Here is a 16,110-nt window from a genome sequence, read left to right as displayed (position 1 = left end):
TGAGGATGGTTGCGGTTGGAGACTACCCAGCCAAACTTGTGCGAAAATGTGGTCGGTCATGTAATCGGAGGTCCCGGCGATCGGTTTCGGGACTTTTGGAAAAGGTGTTGGACCGCGCTTGGGCAATTAGCGCGGTCCAACCATTTCCGCCCATGCCGATGACCGGCAGCATGGGGGAAAGATATCGCCGCCGCTTCGCGAGACGGAGGCGGCGACAAACCCGCAAAACGAAGACCGTGCCTATGGCCTCCGGCCCTCCGGCATCGCTTACTGCTGGAAGAGACGCAGGATGTTCTCGGAATTGGTGTTGGCGATCGAGAGGGCCTGGATGCCCAGTTGCTGCTGCGTCTGCAGCGCCTTGAGGCGGGTCGATTCCTCGTTCATGTCGGCATCGACCAGACGGCCGACACCCTTGTCGATCACGTCCATCAGGTTGGCAACGAAGTTTTCCTGCATGTCGATGCGGCTGGTAATGGCGCCGAGGGTCGATGCGGCATCGGTGAGGTTGCTGAGCATGGCATCGACCGCGCTGATCATGCCATCGACGTCGTCGTCCGGGGTCGTGGATGTGAGATCGATCAGCACCGAACCGGTCGGCGCGGTGCCGCCGGAAACCAGGACAAGGTGATAGGTCGCGTTGGCCGTACCGGTGCCGACAGCAGCGCCCTGCTCGACGGCAACGCCCTTAGTGAGCTGGCCGAGCGAGGAGTTCTGGGTGTCGATCAGGATCGACTCCGCCGTGTCGTAATCCAGTGTCGTGACGGAAACCGAACCGTTCGTCGAACGGTTGAAGGACGCCACAATCGACTTGATCCCCGCCGGTGTCGTCGTGTCATTGTAAAGCCAGTTTTCGCCAGAGAAAGATGCCGATTCGGCAGCGGATGCGAGCTGGTTCTTGAGTTCGTTAAGTTCCTTGTTGATCTTGGTCTTGTCGACGCCCGGTTCGCGCGCCGCGACGAGCTTTGCCTTAATCTCGGAGACGACTTCGATGGCCGAGCTCATGCCGGCATAGGAGGTATCGACCTTGGCGGCGCCCAGCCCGAGCGCGTCCTGAACGGTGGACAGGGCAGTATTGTCCGAACGCATGGTGGTCGCGATCGACCAGTAGGCGGCGTTGTCCGCGGCGGTCTCGACGCGATAGCCGGAGGAAATGCGGCTCTGCACGTCTTCCATGTTCGTATTGATCGAACGCAACGTCTGGAGGGCGGCCATAGCCGCGGAATTGGTGAGGATGCTGGTCATTGGTCATTGCCCCAGTTCAAAAATTAAACGGAACATTCCGGATTGATGACCGGCAGCGACGGGACCAGCGTCATGCAAACTGCCCCATGTTTAGCCCAAGGACAGCCTGTCGCTCTTAACGAACACTTAACGGTCACATGGTTAACAAACACTTAACGTCGTTAGCAAGTAGGTAATCAAAATGAACGAAAATAAATCTGAATTGCCGAATCGTTAAGATAAGCCTGTCGCCGCGACGGAAAACGGAAAAACCGCGCCCCTTGCGAGACGCGGTCTTTGGGACTGGCGGCGGACATTTTGATGACGTCCGCCGGCTTTGTCGTTCCCCTGTTCCGATTAACGGAAGAGCGAGAGGATGTTTTCCGAGTTGGAGTTGGCGATCGACAGCGACTGGATGCCGAGCTGCTGCTGCGTCTGCAGGGCCTTGAGGCGGGTCGACTCTTCGTTCATGTCGGCGTCGACGAGGCGGCCGACGCCCTTGTCGATCACATCCATCAGGTCGGCCATGAATTCGTCCTGCATAGAGATGCGGGTGTTGGTGGCCCCCAGCGTCGCGGCCGCATCCGTCAGGCTGGTCAGCATCGCGTCAACGGCGCTGATCATGCCTTCGATGTCGTCGTCGGCGGTCGTTGCCGTCAGAGCAATCAGGATCGAGCCGGTCGGAGCCGTACCACCGGCAGCGAGGATCAGGTGGTAGGTTGCATTGGCAGTCGTAGCGGCAGTCGCGCCGTCCGGCTGGGCAACTGCCACAGCCTTTGTCAGCTGGCCGTTGGCCGAGTCCTGCGTGTCGATCAGAACCGAAGTCGAAGCGTCGAATTCCAGAACACCGACCGAAACGGTGCCCGCCGAGGACCGGGTGAACGAGCCGACCATTTCCTTGGTGCCGAGGGGGGTTGCGGTGTCGTTGTAGAGCCAGTTTTCGCCGGAGAAGGACGCCGACTGAGCGGTCGACACCAACTGGTTCTTGAGCTCGGTGATTTCCTTGTCGATCTTCGTCTTGTCGACGCCCGGTTCGCGAGCAGCAACCAGCTTGGCCTTGATTTCGGAGATGACATCGATGGCGTTGTCGAGGCCGGTATAGGCCGTGTCCGTCTTGGCAGCGCCGAGACCGAGAGCGTCCTGAACGGTGGAGAGAGCCTTGTTGTCCGACTTCATGGTCGTTGCGATCGACCAGTAGGCGGCGTTGTCGGCTGCGGTCTCGACGCGCAGACCGGAGGAAACGCGACCCTGGGTCGTTTCCATACTGTCGTTGATCGAACGCAGCGTGGAGAGTGCTGCCATCGCAGCCGAATTGGTGAGAATGCTCGTCATGGTAAAACTGCCCCTTTTGAACAGGTGAAATGGAAGGGACATTCCGGTCGCTACCGGGAAACAGCAGCCAGCTTCATGCCTGCTAACGCGTTAAATTTCTTGGTTAACCCGCTGTTTCGATGGCCATAGGAAACACCAACATGGTTAAAGAAAACCTAAGCGCCGGAAACTTATTTTTGAGGGTAATAAAAAACCGCACCTCTTGCGAGATGCGGTCCTCTGTAGGTCGCTAACGGGCCGTTTGGGGGGATGGCCCGTCCGCGCCGTTTTCGTTTTAGCGGAACAGCGACAGGATGTTCTGCGAGTCCGAGTTGGCGATCGACAGCGCCTGGATGCCGAGCTGCTGCTGTGTCTGGAGCGCTTTGAGGCGCGTCGACTCTTCGTTCATGTCGGCATCGACGAGGCGGCCGACACCCTTGTCGATCACATCCATCAGGTCGGCCATGAATTCGTCCTGCATAGAGATGCGGGTGTTGGTGGCGCCCAGCGTCGCGGCGGCATCCGTCAGGCTCGTCAGCATCGCGTCAACGGCGCTGATCATGCCTTCGATGTTGTCGTCGGAAGTCGTTGCAGTCAGTGCGATGAGGGTCGAACCGGTCGGAGCCGTGCCGCCTGCAGCGAGGATCAGGTGGTAGGTTGCGTTGGCAGTGGTAGCGGCAGTCGTGCCGTTCGGCTGGGCAACAGAGACAGCCATGGTCAGCTGGCCCTTGGTCGAGTCCTGCGTGTCGATCAGAACCGAGGTCGAAGCGTCGAATTCCAGAACACCGACCGTAACGCTGCCCGTAGAGGACCGGGTGAACGAGCCGACCATTTCCTTGGTGGCAAGCGGTGTTGTGGTGTCGTTGTAGAGCCAGTTTTCGCCGGAGAAGGAAGCCGACTGGGCTGTCGAAACCAGCTGGTTCTTGAGCTCGGTGATTTCCGAGTTGATCTTCGTCTTGTCGACGCCCGGTTCGCGGGCAGCAACCAGCTTGGCCTTGATTTCGGAAACGACGTCGATGGCGGCGTTCAAACCGGTGTAGGCGGTATCTGTCTTGGCAGCGCCGAGACCGAGAGCGTCCTGAACCGTGGAGAGAGCCTTGTTGTCCGAACGCATGGTCGTTGCGATCGACCAGTAGGCAGCGTTGTCCGAAGCGTCGCCCACGCGCAGACCGGAGGAAATGCGACCCTGGGTCGATTCCATGTCGGCGCTGATGGAGCGCAGCGTCGAGAGAGCTGCCATTGCAGAAGAGTTCGTCAGGATGCTTGTCATTGGGGTTGTCCCTCTAGATACAAAATACAAGATTGGGGACATACCGGACTGTAAATACTTACCGGTGATGACGGCTCGGCATCATGCCACTCGGCCCCTGTTCGTCAGGCGGTCCAAATCCGTCATGTGAGGGTAATGTCGCAGGGAAATATTGCGATTTGTTTAAACGCAGTCCGAGTATCAGCCCGCTAGGGGCCACAGACGGGTCAATTCAAATTTCGATTTATTGTTATAATTCAAATGTTTGACTTATTCCGCCCAAGCACACGCTTGGCGGCAAATTGACCGTCCGTTAACCACGCCAACGAGATCAGGTGAAAGACCGGACGAGGCTGCCGACGAGCAGGTTCCAGCCGTCGATCAGGACGAAGAAGAGGATTTTGAAGGGCAGCGAGATCGACGTGGGCGGCAGCATCATCATGCCCATCGCCATGGTGATGGTCGCGACGATCAGGTCGATCACCAGGAATGGCAGCATGATCAGGAAGCCGATCTCGAAACCGCGCCTGATCTCCGAAATCATGAAGGCCGGTACGACGGCGCGAAGATCGACCTTGTTGTCGGCGACGACATTCTGGCCCTTTTCCCGGGCGATATCGATGAAGAGCTGCAGGTCCTTGTCACGCGTATTGGCGAGCATGAAGTCACGGAATGGTTCCGAGATGCGCGTCATCGCCTCGGTTTCATTGATCTGGTTCTGCAACAGCGGATTGATGCCGTTCTGCCAGGCGCGATCGAATGTCGGCGCCATCACGTAGAAGGTCATGAACAGCGCAAGACTTACCATGATCATGTTCGAGGGTGTGGTGGCGAGACCCATGCCGGAACGCAGGATGGCGAACGCGATGACGAAGCGCGGAAAGCTCGTCACCATGATCAGGATGCCCGGCGCGACCGACAGGACAGTCAGAAGGCCGAACGTGCGGATGATCCAGGACGCGACAGAGCCGTCGACGGGTGTTCGAAGTATGTCGGCGGGAAAGCCTTGCGCGCCCGCGATGCCCGACATCGCCATCATGGCGGCTATGAATGCGATGGTGCGAATCATTGAATGACGAATGTCCTGAAGATGACATTGGTTACGCGCCCTTCGGAGCGAAGGTCAACCCGTTCTTCTATGTCATCCTTCAGATACTGAAATCCGCGCGGCCCCTGGATCTGCTGCAGCGAAACCGTCTTCATGTATGCGGCTATATCCTGATGGATCTGCTCGGCCATGGCCACGTCCGGCGTGCCTTTGAAAAGCAGCGCAACTTCGAGCCGGATCCAGTTTTCGGTGGGATAAGCAAGATTGGTGGTGATCGCATCAAGCTGGACGACACCATTGGCCTCGGTCGCTATTCGCGGCAAGCCCTCGTCCTTCTTGCTGCTCTCTTCGCCGCCCTCGCCTGCCTCCTTGGCCTTCTTGTGGGCAACGGCGGCTTTTGCCTGCTCGACTATCTTGGCCTCTTCCACGCTCAGCGGCTTTGGGGCGAGGACGCCGCCGACCAGCCAGCCGCCACCGCCTGCCAGCAGCGTCAGAACGACCAGGGCAACGAGGGGCATCGTCTTCGATGACCCCTTGGCCGCGGGCGAAGCCGTATCGAGATCTTCCATGTTCAAATCCATCTCGTTGTGCCGCGCGGACGCGCAGGGTCTCGTCAGATCGGCGAGACGATGTCCATGACCTGCTGGCCCCACGGCGGCTGCTGTACTTCGCTCAAACGGCCACGGCCGCCATAGGAAATGCGCGCCTCGGCGATCTTGTCGTAGGAGATCATGTTGTTCGCATCGACGTCATACGGCCGGACGATACCGGCGACGTTGAGGATCCGGATTTCGTGGTTGACGCGCACTTCCTGCGAACCGCTGATCAGAAGGTTACCGTTTTCAAGCACACCGGTCACGACGGCGGCAACGAGCAGAACCAGCTTTTCGGACCGTTCCGTCGTACCCTCGCCCTTCGTGCTGGTGTTCGAGCCGTAGTCGAGGCCGCCCTTCCAGCCGAAATCACTTGATTCGGACTGGCCGTTGGCGCCGATGTTGAAGCCGCTGTCATTGGTGCGGCTGCGATCGGTCTTGTTGTCGAACGAAGCCTTGTCGTCGATGCGGATATCGACGGTCAGGATGTCGCCGACATTGAGAGCGCGGGCATCCTTGAACAGCGCCGCCTGATTGTCGCTCCAGAGCGAAAAACCGTTGGCAACGTGGCGCGGCTCCTTGGGATACATCGCCATTTGCGGCGTCTGCGCATATTGCAGGCCGCTGCCGATCGGGCTCATCGAAGGTGCCCTGCCGATTTCGTTGATGGTCTGGTTCTGGCATCCCGACAGCAGGCTGGCAGCGAGAAGAACCGAAAGCGGATATCTCATGACGGTTCCTTAGACGTTGTTGAATCGCTGGCGCTGGAGATGATGTTGGTGAGAACGGCGGCCTTGTCGCTGCTCATCTCACTGAGGATGAGGCTCGACTGGCGGGGGGGCAGCTTCATGACGATCGCCGCGGCAATGGCGGGATTGACTAGCTCGAGCTGTCCAGCCGCCGCATCCGCCTTCATGGTCTTGTAGATATCGACGAGACCAAGCTCGGCCTGCTTCAGGAAATCGTTTCGGCGTTTCAGCCAGTCCTCGTATTCGGCCCGGCGCTCCTCGAGTTTGGCGATGCGCGCATCGACCTCGGCCTGGAGTTTTTCCAGGTCCTTCTTCTGCAAGAGGTAGCGCTGATCGCGTGCAGCGTCGGCAATATTGGTGCAGAACTGCTGGATTTCGTCGCCATTCGCCGGAAGGACTGTGGCCGGTGCTGCGACTTCCTGCGCGAAGGCGCCGGGCATGGCGAGCATAGTGCAGCCGACCGCCAGCAGCATCAGGCGGCGGCGCAGGCTGTTCGGCTGGGCAGAAGGACTAGGTACGGTCATTGCAATACGAGCTCCGCCTGGAGGGCACCGGCCGTCTTGATGCCCTGGAGAATGGAAATGATACCGTCCGGCCTCACGCCGATGCTGTTGAGCCCGGCGACCAGAGACCGCAGGTTCGAGCCGTCGAGAATGGCGACCGTGCCGCCGTCCTGCGACGCGTCGATGGTCGTGTTCGGCTCGACAGCCGTTTCGCCGTTTGAAAACGGCTCCGGCTGCACAATAGTCGGCGTCTCGCTCACCTGAACCGTCAACGTGCCGTAGCTGACGGCAACCTTGTTGATCCGCACGTCCTGTCCGATCACAATCGTCCCGGTACGCTCGTTGATGACGACACGCGCGGGCACGTCGGTCTCGATGACGAGGTTTTCTATATCGGCCATCAGGCGGGAGAGATCAGCCATCTTCGGCTTGTCGATGATGACCGTCTGGGAATCCTGCGCCTGAGCGATGTTGCCGCCGAACTGGTTCTTGCTGTAGCGGTTGATCGCTACAGCCATGCCGACCGCGGTGGAGAAATCGGGGTTTCTCAGCTGAAGGACGAGATTGAACGCATCCTTGAACTTGGCCGGCAATTCGCGCTCGATGATGGCACCGTTCGGAACGCGGCCCGACGTGGTGACACCTTGCGTCACGGAGGCGGCATCGCCCTGTGCATTGAACCCCGTGACGACGACCGACCCTTGAGCTACCGCATAGATCTGGCCGTCAGCTCCGGAAAGCGAGGTCATCACCAGCGTACCGCCGCGAAGCGAGGTGGAATCGCCGAGCGATCCGACGGTCACATCGATGCGGCTGCCGGCGCTCGCGAAAGGCGGCAGATTGGCTGTGACCAGAACCGCTGCGATATTCTTCGCTCGGGATTCGTCGTCCTGTGTCGAAATACCGAGGTTCTGCAGCATGGCGCGCAGCGATTGCGCGGTGAACGGCGAGGAACGCAGGCTGTCGCCGGTTCCCTGAAGGCCGACCACGAGACCGTAGCCGATCAACTGGTTGTCCCGCCCTGACTGGACCGAGGCGACATCCTTGATGCGCGAGGCAGCCTCAACCGGCGTGATCGCGGTTGCGAAGACGACGATAAACGCCAGGCACCATTTGCCGAAACGAAAGATCATTTTGCCACCACATGAATTGTTCCGTCTTTCATCACCGTCCCGGAAACAATGACGCCAGAATCCGTGTTGCGAACCCGAATCAGGTCGCCCACCGCGGCATTCTCCAATGGGGAGCCACCGGCCGTTATGGTCAGCGGCCCGTTGGTAAAGACGATCCGCACCGCCTTGCCGCGCTCGACCGTATAGGGATCGCGCAGGCCCGACATGAGGATGACCCGCCCCGCGAGCAGCGTCCGGCTGGTTACCTTGCCGGTCACCTGCTCGGTCGACGTCGCATAGTCGCCCGTGAGCGCAGGGTTGGTCACCTCGACCTCTTCGAGACGGCTAGCTTCGATGATTTCGCCGGGATAGATCGTCTGGGTGGGAATGACCGCCATGCGCTTTTCGGCATGCACCAGGCCCGGAGACATTGTCCAGACGCAAACAGAGCCTGTCACGGCCAGCGCCCGCAGAAGAAATCCTCCGCGGGTGGCAGCAGCTGTCACGATCGATGCCTTGGCAGTCCGGCGAAACATCATGTTTGCCATTCCCTCTGTTATCTCAGGTTCTTGCTGACCGTCGCAGCCATTTCGTCGGCGGCCTGGATGATCTTCGAATTCATTTCGTAGGCGCGCTGGGCGGAGATCAGGTCGGTGATTTCCTTGACCGGATCGACGTTCGACGCTTCGAGGTACTTCTGTTTGATCTGCGCGTAGCCCGGGTCGGCCGGCGTGCCGATCACCGGCTCGCCGGAAGCCGGCGTCTGCTTGAAGAGATTGTCGCCCTGCGGCTCAAGACCCGCCTCGTTGACGAAGTTTGCGATCGTCAGCTGGCCGATTTCCTGCGGCACGGTGTCGTTGCCGATACGGACCGTCACCTGGCCGGACGAACTGACCGTGATCTCGCTCGCATTCTGCGGCACGGTGATTTCCGGAATTACCGTGTAGCCGTCGATCGTGACGAGCTGGCCGTCGGCATTGGTGTTGAAGGCGCCGGCTCGGGTGTAGGCCGTCTCGCCGTCCGGGGTTTCGATCTGGAACCAGCCGCGACCGATCAGCGCCAGGTCGAGGTCGTTGCCGGTGCTAACCAAACTCCCCTGCAGATGCAGGTTGCGCACAGCAGACGTCTGGACGCCGAGACCGATGTTGGCGCCTTCCGGCACGATCGCCTGGTTGGCGCGGTTCGGTACGCCCTGCGCGCGCTCGGTCTGGTAGAGAAGGTCGGAGAACTCCGCCCGCGCGCGCTTGTAACCGGTGGTGTTGATGTTCGCGATATTGTTTGCGATCACTTCCAGGTTCAACTGCTGGGCGTTCATGCCGGTCGCGGCGATCGAGAGAGCCTTCATTATTCTTATCCTTTAAATCGGCATGCGTGCGATTTCGAGATAGGCGCTGACCACCTTGTCGCGGATGGCGATGGCGGTTTGCAGCGACTGCTCGGCACTCATGACGGAATCGATGACTTCGCGAGTGTTGGCCTCGCCGCGGATGCCCTGGATGGAAGCCACTTCCGATTGCTTGAGGCTGTTGGTCATCTCGGCCGCCATGCTGCCCATGACGTCTGCAAAGCTCTGCGAGCTGCCGGCCGCGGCTGCGCCGCCGAGGACGTTCTGTGCCGACGAGGCGCTCGATGTGCTGGTGATATCCTTGACGGTCGAAATTGCCGCGCTGATGGTCTCAATTGCATTGATCATTATTGCGAAGCCCTCAGGAGGTCGATTGTTGCGGAGATCAGGTCGCGCGCCTGCTTGGTGGTCTGGAGATTGGCTTCATAGGCGCGGTTCGCTTCCCGCATGTCGGCCATTTCGATCAGCACGTTGACGTTCGGCAGCTTGACCATGCCCTTGTCGTCGGCAGCCGGATTGCCCGGATCGAACTCGATGGTGAAATCGGAATCGTCCGTTCCAAGGCGCTGGACCTCGACGGTGGAGGCGCCGCTGGCGCGATCGATTTCCGCTGCAAAACTGACGGTCTTGCGGCGATAAGGATCGGTTCCGGGCGCGTCGCCAGTCGAGCGGGCGTTGGCGATATTTTCCGAAACGATGCGCAGCCGCGTCGATTCCGCTTCCAGACCCGAGGCTGAAACTTTGAGAGCTGAAACCAGAGGATCCATCGCGCTTATTTCCGTACCGTCATGAGCATCATCCGATGAAACGCCTTTACGAGCCCGGTGTTGAGCTCGTAGTCGCGCTTGACCTCGCCGGTCTTCATCAGTTCCTGCTCCAGCTGCACGCTGTTGCCCGACTGCTGGACTTCCGCATCGCTGATCAAGCTGATTTCCGTAACCTGGGCGGCGGTGCTTCCGTCAGTCAAATGGGCGGGATTGGTGGCTGCCATCTGAAAGCCGGTTTCCTGCAGCACGCTTTCGAACGGCTTGACGTCCTTGGCGGCGTAGTGCGGCGTATTGGCGTTGGCGATGTTGCCGGCGACGACGTTCTGGCGGACCGCCAGCCATTGCGCCTGTCGCGACGCGAGATCAAAAAGCTGTATAGGTTGCATCATGCGACTCCATGCTTGTTGATGGAGAACCTATGCAAGCAATCTTGCGTGGGACTGAATTGAGAGGCGATGCGCTGCAATGCTCGCCGCCTTGCAGCGACAGCTTCGTCGCGCATGCGCATAACGCCGGTCGAAACGATGGAACGGGGTTGGTTCGGCGCATTGCAACGCCTTTGTGCCGGCAGCCCGCTACCCGGCAGCGACGACATGCAGGCAGATGGCGGCACGACGTCGATACGCCTATTCACTCAGCCTGCTGGATTTCGCCCTTGGAGGTGATCATCACCCAGCGCCCGTTGCGCTGCTCCAGTGTGGCAAGGCGGCTGTTGTCCGGCAGGATCGAGCCGATCCGGACAATATACATGCCGCTACCATCTTCGATCAGCGCACGGCCATTGGCGACATGGACGAGCTTGAAGCCAACAGCCGCCGGAAACGGCTGTTCCAGGCCATCGTCCACGCCCAGCTTCCTGCTCTCTCGCTCCGGAACCGTCGCTGTGGTCAGTTGATCAATCGCCGCCTGCGTGGCGGCATCACGGTCCGTCATGGCCAAGGGCGAGGAGACACCGCCGGAGCCGGCGCGACCCGGCAGGTCACGGGTGCTGCCCTGCCACAGCGACGGCATCGAGAACTCGTCCTGATGCAGGAAAGCATACCAGGGAAAGAATGTCGCAAGGGCTGCAAGGGCGATACCGGTCGCACCTAGCGCCTTGTCGATCAGCGGCGTGCGGTCGCTGCGCTTGCGCTGCGGCACGACTTCGTCGGCATCATATTCCATCACCGCTTACCCCTTTCGCATGTTCTGCGCCTGGCCGCCGGTCGCCGCCGCCTTCAGCGCATTTGCAAGGTCGGTGAACGCATCGAGGGCCGGCCGCTCGCCCGGCGTCTGTTTCAGGATCTCGTAGATGACCGGAACCTGCTTGATCGCCATGTCGAGATCCGGGTCGCTGCCCGCCCGATACCCACCGATCAGCCTGAGGTCGCGGGTTTCCTCGAAACGGTGGATCAGTGATTTCAACCGCGCCACCAGCTTTTCCTGATCCGGCGTCCAGGCTTTACGGGCGAGACGCGAGACCGAAGCAAGCGGGTTGACCGGCGGATAGCGGCCCTCTTCAGCCAGGCTGCGATCCATGACGATATGGCCGTCGAGAATCCCGCGGGTGGAGTCGGCGATCGGGTCGTTGTGGTTGTCGCCGTCGACGAGAATGGAAATGATCGCAGTGATCGTGCCGGTCCCCTCTGCTCCCGGACCGGCGCGCTCGAGCAATCGCGGCAATTCGGTGAAAACTGAGGCCGGATAGCCGCGCGCGATCGGCGGTTCGCCGGAGGCTGTCGCGACCTCGCGGATGGCATGAGCAAAACGGGTGACGCTGTCGATGATCAAAAGGACGTTGTTGCCCTGGTCGCGGTAATGCTCGGCGATCGTGACGGCCGTCAGCGGCGCCATCTTGCGCAGCATCGGGCTTTCATCGCTGGTCGCCACCACAGCGACCGACTTGGCAAGGTTATCGCCCAGCGTATCCTCGATGAATTCGCGCACTTCACGGCCACGTTCACCGACCAGCGCGATGACGACCTTGTCGAAAGCATCGGCGCGGGCCAGCATTGACAGAAGCGTCGACTTGCCGACACCGGAACCGGCGAAGACGCCGAGACGCTGGCCGAGGCAGAGCGGGGAAAAGATGTCGATTGCCCGGACACCGGTGCGGAAGCCGTGCTCGACGCGCTTGCGGGTCATCGACGGCGGCGCCGTGTTGGAAATCGACCGGCGAACATCACCCTGCAACAGCGGGCCGCGGCCATCGATCGGCTCGCCCAGCGAATTGATCGTGCGACCGCACCAGGATTCCGTCGGCGCAATACGGAAAGCGCCCTTGCGGATCACCGTGTCATGAATACCGATCGGATCGCCGGGCTCGATCGGACAGACGACGACGGTCTCCTGCTCGACCTTGACGACTTCGCCGAGATGAATGCCCGTCGCGCTCTTATGGGCAACAAATTCACCGAGGCGCACGTGCCGGGAAAGCCCCGTCACGGTATAGTAACCGGCGGAAATCGTCTGGACGTGACCGCCCGGGGCGACCGAAAACTCCGGATTGGAATAACGCCCGACAAGGCCCGCGAGCGCCGCGAGCGATGTCGAGGAATTACGGATCTGGAGTTTCTCGTTCTGCATTCCGGTTCCTGCCGTCTAGCTTCCTGCTCTTCCGAGCATCTTCGGGCCTGGCTTCCGCCGTTTGAAAAATCAGGCCTACTTGCTGCCGCCCAGCGTCTTGATCGCCTCGTCGAGCGAACCTTCACTGTCGCGCATGAGCGAAGTGATGTTTTCGAAGGCACGCGACACCATGATCAGCTGCGACATTTCCTGGACCGGATTGACGTTCGATTCCTCGACATAACCCTGCATGACGCCGACATCGAAACGGTCGACGACGGGCGCGGCGGCCGAGTTCGGGATCACCGCGCTGTTGTCGTGTCGAAAAAAGCCATTGGCGAAATTGGCTTCGTAGAGCCCGAGGGCAGCAACCTGCGTTCCATTCTGCTGGATGGCGCCGTCTGCGCCCACCTTGATTTCACCCGCCTGAGAGTTGAGCCGGATCGGTGCACCGCCGGCGTCGAGGACCGGATATCCGCGCAGGGTCACCAGATCGCCTGTTTCAGTCAGCGTGAAGCGGCCGTCTCGGGTCAACGCGGAACCGGCTGGCGTGTCGATCTGGAACCAGGCATCGCCCTTGATGGCGAAATCCAGCTGGTTGCCGGTCCGGTCCAGGCCGCCATTGTTGGTATTGAGGAATTCCTGACCTTCGGACACGAAAGAGACTTTGGTCGGCCGCGTATCGCCAAGCAACTGGTTGAACTTCACCTCCGTCGAACGGAATCCGACGGTGGTTGAATTGGCGACGTTGTCGGCCAGCGTGTTCATGCGCTTTTCAAGCGCTATCTGGGAGGAGACAGCAACATAGAGACCGGTTTGCATATCAGCGTCCCCCGAGTTTCAGCGTATTGATGGAAAGCAGCAGATCGGAGGAGATGCCGTAGCCGCTGGAGGAACCGAAGACGGCGAGCGGATCGTAGGGGTCCGAGGAATTGTTGAGTTCCCAAAGTGTCGTGAACCGATCAAGCATCTTCGACAGCTTGGTCGGATCCTGGAAATCCTTGATGTCGATGGCACCTTCGATCGCAGCCGCCTGCTTGTCGATGTCGGAAGCGGCAAACTCGTCGGGCATCTGCATCAGCGTGCGTGTCACCTGCGCCAATGCTTCATCGGCGAGCAGCCCATAGGCAGTGGTGATCGAGGGGGCCATGCGCGCGAGGTAGAGCGCCAGGCGAACGCCGGAATTTTCCTCGCCGGCATTCTGCTCCAGGGTCTGACGCGCATACTTGTCGATGACACCCTTCTGCGCCTTGTCGAAAGACGTGGCGCTCGTGCCGTGGCGGGCGAAGTTCAGAGATTCGACCAGATCGGTGTAGCGGCTGTCGGTCAATTGCTTGGCAAAGGCGTCATCGCTGTCGATGCCCTCGGTCAGCACCTTGCGCATGAAGGCCTTGGCATAGCCCATGTCTTCGAGACCGTGTGCCTTGATCGCATAATTATACAGCCGTGTGTCGGCGAAGAAATCATCGATCGTTTTGACGTTGCCGATATTGGCCAGATAATATTCGGTCTCCCGAGCAACATCGGGCTGCTCGGATACGCGTTCCAACGATTTGGTGAGGTTGCCTGCTATCATCTGGTAGCTGGTATAAGTCGTCGTCACGACATTTCCCCGTTCATCCATGAGACATGGCGCAATTCGCGCCGATTGGGCGGAAAACTGCCGGAGCTTGCTTGTGCGAACCTGTTTGCGCGGAAGCCCATGGGGAGGGAGGCCGACAGCCAGCCTCACGCAAGGCTGAAGGCATAACGATACGGTCGAAAATCCACCTTTGCGGCAGGTATCGAAATGAACATCATCATCGGGCTCGTCTTGACGATTGGCTGTATCCTTGGCGGCTTCATTGCCATGGGTGGTCACATGGAGGTCCTGAACCAGCCCTTCGAGCTTGTCATCATCGGCGGCGCCGGTCTCGGCGGCTACGTGATGGCCAATTCGATGAAGGTGCTGAAGGATACCGGCAAGGCGCTCGGCGAAGCCTTCGCCCACAAGGTGCCGAAGGAGCGCAACTATCTCGATACTCTGGGCGTTCTCTACAGCCTGATGCGCGACCTGCGCACGAAATCGCGCAACGAGATCGAAAGCCACATAGACAACCCCGACGAATCCTCGATCTTCCAGTCCGCGCCAACAGTCTTGAAAAACAAGGAACTGACCGCCTTCATTTGCGATTACGTACGCCTGATCATCATCGGCAATGCGCGCTCGCACGAGATCGAGGCGCTGATGGACGAAGAGATCAATACCATCACGCACGACAAGATGAAGGTCTATCACGCGCTGACCACGATGAGCGACGCCTTTCCGGCGATCGGCATCGTCGCGGCCGTCCTCGGCGTCATCAAGGCGATGGGCGCAATCAGCGAGGCGCCCGAGGTCCTCGGCGCCAAGATCGCCGCAGCCCTCGTCGGCACGATGCTCGGCATCTTCCTGTCCTATTGCATTACCAGCCCGGTGATCGCCAACATCAAGGCTGTCCGCGACAAGCAGAACCGTCTCTACATCATCGTCAAGCAGACGCTGCTTGCCTACATGAACGGTTCGGTGCCCCAGGTCGCGCTCGAATACGGCCGCAAGACCATCTCCGCCTACGAGCGTCCGTCGATCGACGCCGTCGAGCAGGAAATGATGAACCCCGGCGGCGGCGGCGAAAGCAAGGCGGCTTGATCCCATGACGGCAGCATCGAAAGACAACGTCTACACCTTCGACCGCAAGCTGCTCGCCCGCATGACCGGTGCGCTCGGCGATACCAAGACCATCGGCAAACTGTGCAGTGATATCGGCCATGTCTTTGCGGAGTTCCTGCCGGACATCTTCCAGAACGAGACCGGCCTCGATATCGAGATCGGCTATGCCGGCTTCGACACGGGGCTGAAGTCGGAGCTGATCGCCAGGCTCGGCGACGGCGTGGCGCTGTGTGACACGTCACTGCGCAACTGGTGCCCGGACATCGTTCTCAGCTGCGACAGCCCGGTGATCATCACCCTGATGGAAATCCTGCTCGGCGCGCCGCCGACCGCCATTGAAGAACCGAGGCCGCGGACGCTCTCCAATATCGAGCTCGACGTTGCCTCCATGGTGTTCGAAAAGATCGCCGATGTGCTGAAATCGGCCGTCAGCGCCGCCGGGGGCTTCGAGCCGTCCGTCGCACGGCCCCACAATGCCACCGAACGACCGGCTGCGGACCCGGATGTCAAGGATGTCTTTGCCGCCTGCGTCAACGTGACGATGGGCCTTGGACCGGTACTCTCGACGTTCTCGATCATCGTGCCGCAGCAGGTCTTGCTGAAGACCACCGTTGTCTTCCCAAAGGGCGTCGCACAGGCCCGCAAGGCCAAGAGCGCGTGGGGCGAACAGCTGGAGCAGCAGGTCCGCCGCTCGGCCGTCGACCTCGAAGCCCGCATCAGGCTCGAGGACCTGACCCTCGATACGATCAGCCGCCTGCAGCCGGGCGATGTCATTCCCTTCCAAGACGCCAAGGACGTGCGTGTCGAAATCAGCGCCAACGGCCGCGACCTCTATGTCTGCGAGCTCGGCCGGTCCGGCGCAAGATATACGGTTCGGATCAAGGATACCCACGGTTCGGAGAGCGACATTCTCCACCATCTCATGAGTTAAACCCCCCCTGCCTTACCCGGCAACATGGTTGGGGCAAGTTTCAACTGG

General features: G+C 60.2%; 19 protein-coding genes. 2 read left to right on the top strand and 17 right to left on the bottom strand.

Going from position 1 to position 16,110, the window contains the following annotated elements; genetic code table 11:
* Positions 1 to 267 precede the first annotated feature (267 nt).
* The 17 genes from A3AY_RS0102920 to A3AY_RS0102840 all read right to left on the bottom strand — a co-directional run bounded on the left by A3AY_RS0102920 (position 268) and on the right by A3AY_RS0102840 (position 14,045).
* Positions 268 to 1,242: a flagellin N-terminal helical domain-containing protein gene (locus tag A3AY_RS0102920; protein WP_018324183.1), complete on the bottom strand. Its 975-nt coding sequence runs from the start codon at positions 1,240 to 1,242 to the stop codon at positions 268 to 270.
* 336 nt (positions 1,243 to 1,578) lie between these two features.
* The gene (locus tag A3AY_RS0102915; protein WP_018324182.1) at positions 1,579 to 2,553 is read right to left on the bottom strand and encodes a flagellin N-terminal helical domain-containing protein; all 975 of its coding nucleotides are present in this window, start codon (positions 2,551 to 2,553) and stop codon (positions 1,579 to 1,581) included.
* 274 nt (positions 2,554 to 2,827) lie between these two features.
* Complete coding sequence (locus A3AY_RS0102910) at positions 2,828 to 3,802, bottom strand: flagellin N-terminal helical domain-containing protein (RefSeq protein WP_026203050.1); 975 nt, start codon at positions 3,800 to 3,802, stop codon at positions 2,828 to 2,830.
* Between the two features lie 310 nt (positions 3,803 to 4,112).
* A complete protein-coding gene (fliP, locus tag A3AY_RS0102905; RefSeq protein ID WP_018324179.1) occupies positions 4,113 to 4,850 on the bottom strand; it encodes a flagellar type III secretion system pore protein FliP in 738 nt (245 codons plus the stop codon).
* Complete coding sequence (locus tag A3AY_RS0102900; protein WP_026203049.1) at positions 4,847 to 5,398, bottom strand: flagellar basal body-associated FliL family protein; 552 nt, start codon at positions 5,396 to 5,398, stop codon at positions 4,847 to 4,849. The genes fliP and A3AY_RS0102900 overlap by 4 nt, the downstream gene beginning before the upstream one ends.
* A 44-nt stretch (positions 5,399 to 5,442) precedes the next feature.
* On the bottom strand, positions 5,443 to 6,153 hold the full coding sequence (gene flgH, locus A3AY_RS0102895; protein WP_018324177.1) for a flagellar basal body L-ring protein FlgH: 711 nt from the start codon (positions 6,151 to 6,153) through the stop codon (positions 5,443 to 5,445).
* On the bottom strand, positions 6,150 to 6,644 hold the full coding sequence (locus A3AY_RS0102890; RefSeq protein ID WP_051108283.1) for a MotE family protein: 495 nt from the start codon (positions 6,642 to 6,644) through the stop codon (positions 6,150 to 6,152). Before A3AY_RS0102890 ends, flgH begins: the two co-directional genes overlap by 4 nt.
* A 47-nt stretch (positions 6,645 to 6,691) precedes the next feature.
* Positions 6,692 to 7,807, bottom strand: coding sequence for a flagellar basal body P-ring protein FlgI (locus A3AY_RS0102885; RefSeq protein WP_018324175.1), 1,116 nt, complete (start codon positions 7,805 to 7,807; stop codon positions 6,692 to 6,694).
* A complete protein-coding gene (gene flgA, locus A3AY_RS0102880) occupies positions 7,804 to 8,325 on the bottom strand; it encodes a flagellar basal body P-ring formation chaperone FlgA (protein WP_026203047.1) in 522 nt (173 codons plus the stop codon). The genes A3AY_RS0102885 and flgA overlap by 4 nt, the downstream gene beginning before the upstream one ends.
* A 17-nt stretch (positions 8,326 to 8,342) precedes the next feature.
* The gene (gene flgG / locus A3AY_RS0102875; RefSeq protein WP_018324173.1) at positions 8,343 to 9,131 is read right to left on the bottom strand and encodes a flagellar basal-body rod protein FlgG; all 789 of its coding nucleotides are present in this window, start codon (positions 9,129 to 9,131) and stop codon (positions 8,343 to 8,345) included.
* 12 nt (positions 9,132 to 9,143) lie between these two features.
* Positions 9,144 to 9,479: a flagellar hook-basal body complex protein FliE gene (fliE, locus tag A3AY_RS0102870; RefSeq protein WP_018324172.1), complete on the bottom strand. Its 336-nt coding sequence runs from the start codon at positions 9,477 to 9,479 to the stop codon at positions 9,144 to 9,146.
* Positions 9,479 to 9,898 carry a flagellar basal body rod protein FlgC gene (gene flgC, locus A3AY_RS0102865; protein WP_018324171.1) on the bottom strand — a complete coding sequence of 140 codons (420 nt, stop codon included), beginning with the start codon at positions 9,896 to 9,898 and terminating at the stop codon, positions 9,479 to 9,481. Before flgC ends, fliE begins: the two co-directional genes overlap by 1 nt.
* 5 nt (positions 9,899 to 9,903) lie before the next feature.
* The gene (gene flgB, locus A3AY_RS0102860) at positions 9,904 to 10,284 is read right to left on the bottom strand and encodes a flagellar basal body rod protein FlgB (protein ID WP_026203046.1); all 381 of its coding nucleotides are present in this window, start codon (positions 10,282 to 10,284) and stop codon (positions 9,904 to 9,906) included.
* 244 nt (positions 10,285 to 10,528) lie between these two features.
* The gene (locus A3AY_RS0102855) at positions 10,529 to 11,062 is read right to left on the bottom strand and encodes a hypothetical protein (protein ID WP_018324169.1); all 534 of its coding nucleotides are present in this window, start codon (positions 11,060 to 11,062) and stop codon (positions 10,529 to 10,531) included.
* A gap of 6 nt (positions 11,063 to 11,068) precedes the next feature.
* Entirely contained in the window at positions 11,069 to 12,463 is a 1,395-nt protein-coding gene (fliI, locus tag A3AY_RS0102850) for a flagellar protein export ATPase FliI (RefSeq protein WP_018324168.1), read from the bottom strand.
* Positions 12,464 to 12,538: 75 nt separating this feature from the next.
* On the bottom strand, positions 12,539 to 13,264 hold the full coding sequence (flgF, locus tag A3AY_RS0102845) for a flagellar basal-body rod protein FlgF (RefSeq protein WP_018324167.1): 726 nt from the start codon (positions 13,262 to 13,264) through the stop codon (positions 12,539 to 12,541).
* Position 13,265: 1 nt separating this feature from the next.
* A complete protein-coding gene (locus tag A3AY_RS0102840; protein WP_018324166.1) occupies positions 13,266 to 14,045 on the bottom strand; it encodes a DUF1217 domain-containing protein in 780 nt (259 codons plus the stop codon).
* Between the two features lie 186 nt (positions 14,046 to 14,231).
* On the opposite strand from A3AY_RS0102840, the gene motA reads away from it, so the two are divergent.
* Positions 14,232 to 15,110 carry a flagellar motor stator protein MotA gene (gene motA / locus A3AY_RS0102835; protein WP_018324165.1) on the top strand — a complete coding sequence of 293 codons (879 nt, stop codon included), beginning with the start codon at positions 14,232 to 14,234 and terminating at the stop codon, positions 15,108 to 15,110.
* A 4-nt stretch (positions 15,111 to 15,114) separates the two neighbouring features.
* A complete protein-coding gene (locus A3AY_RS0102830; protein WP_018324164.1) occupies positions 15,115 to 16,062 on the top strand; it encodes a FliM/FliN family flagellar motor switch protein in 948 nt (315 codons plus the stop codon).
* Positions 16,063 to 16,110: the final 48 nt, after the last annotated feature.

Source organism: Rhizobium giardinii bv. giardinii H152, from assembly GCF_000379605.1.
In the GTDB taxonomy this organism is placed as follows: Bacteria; Pseudomonadota; Alphaproteobacteria; order Rhizobiales; family Rhizobiaceae; genus Pararhizobium; species Pararhizobium giardinii.
The sequence above is the reverse complement of the archived record's forward strand: the minus strand, read 5'-3'. Positions and strand labels throughout refer to the sequence as shown.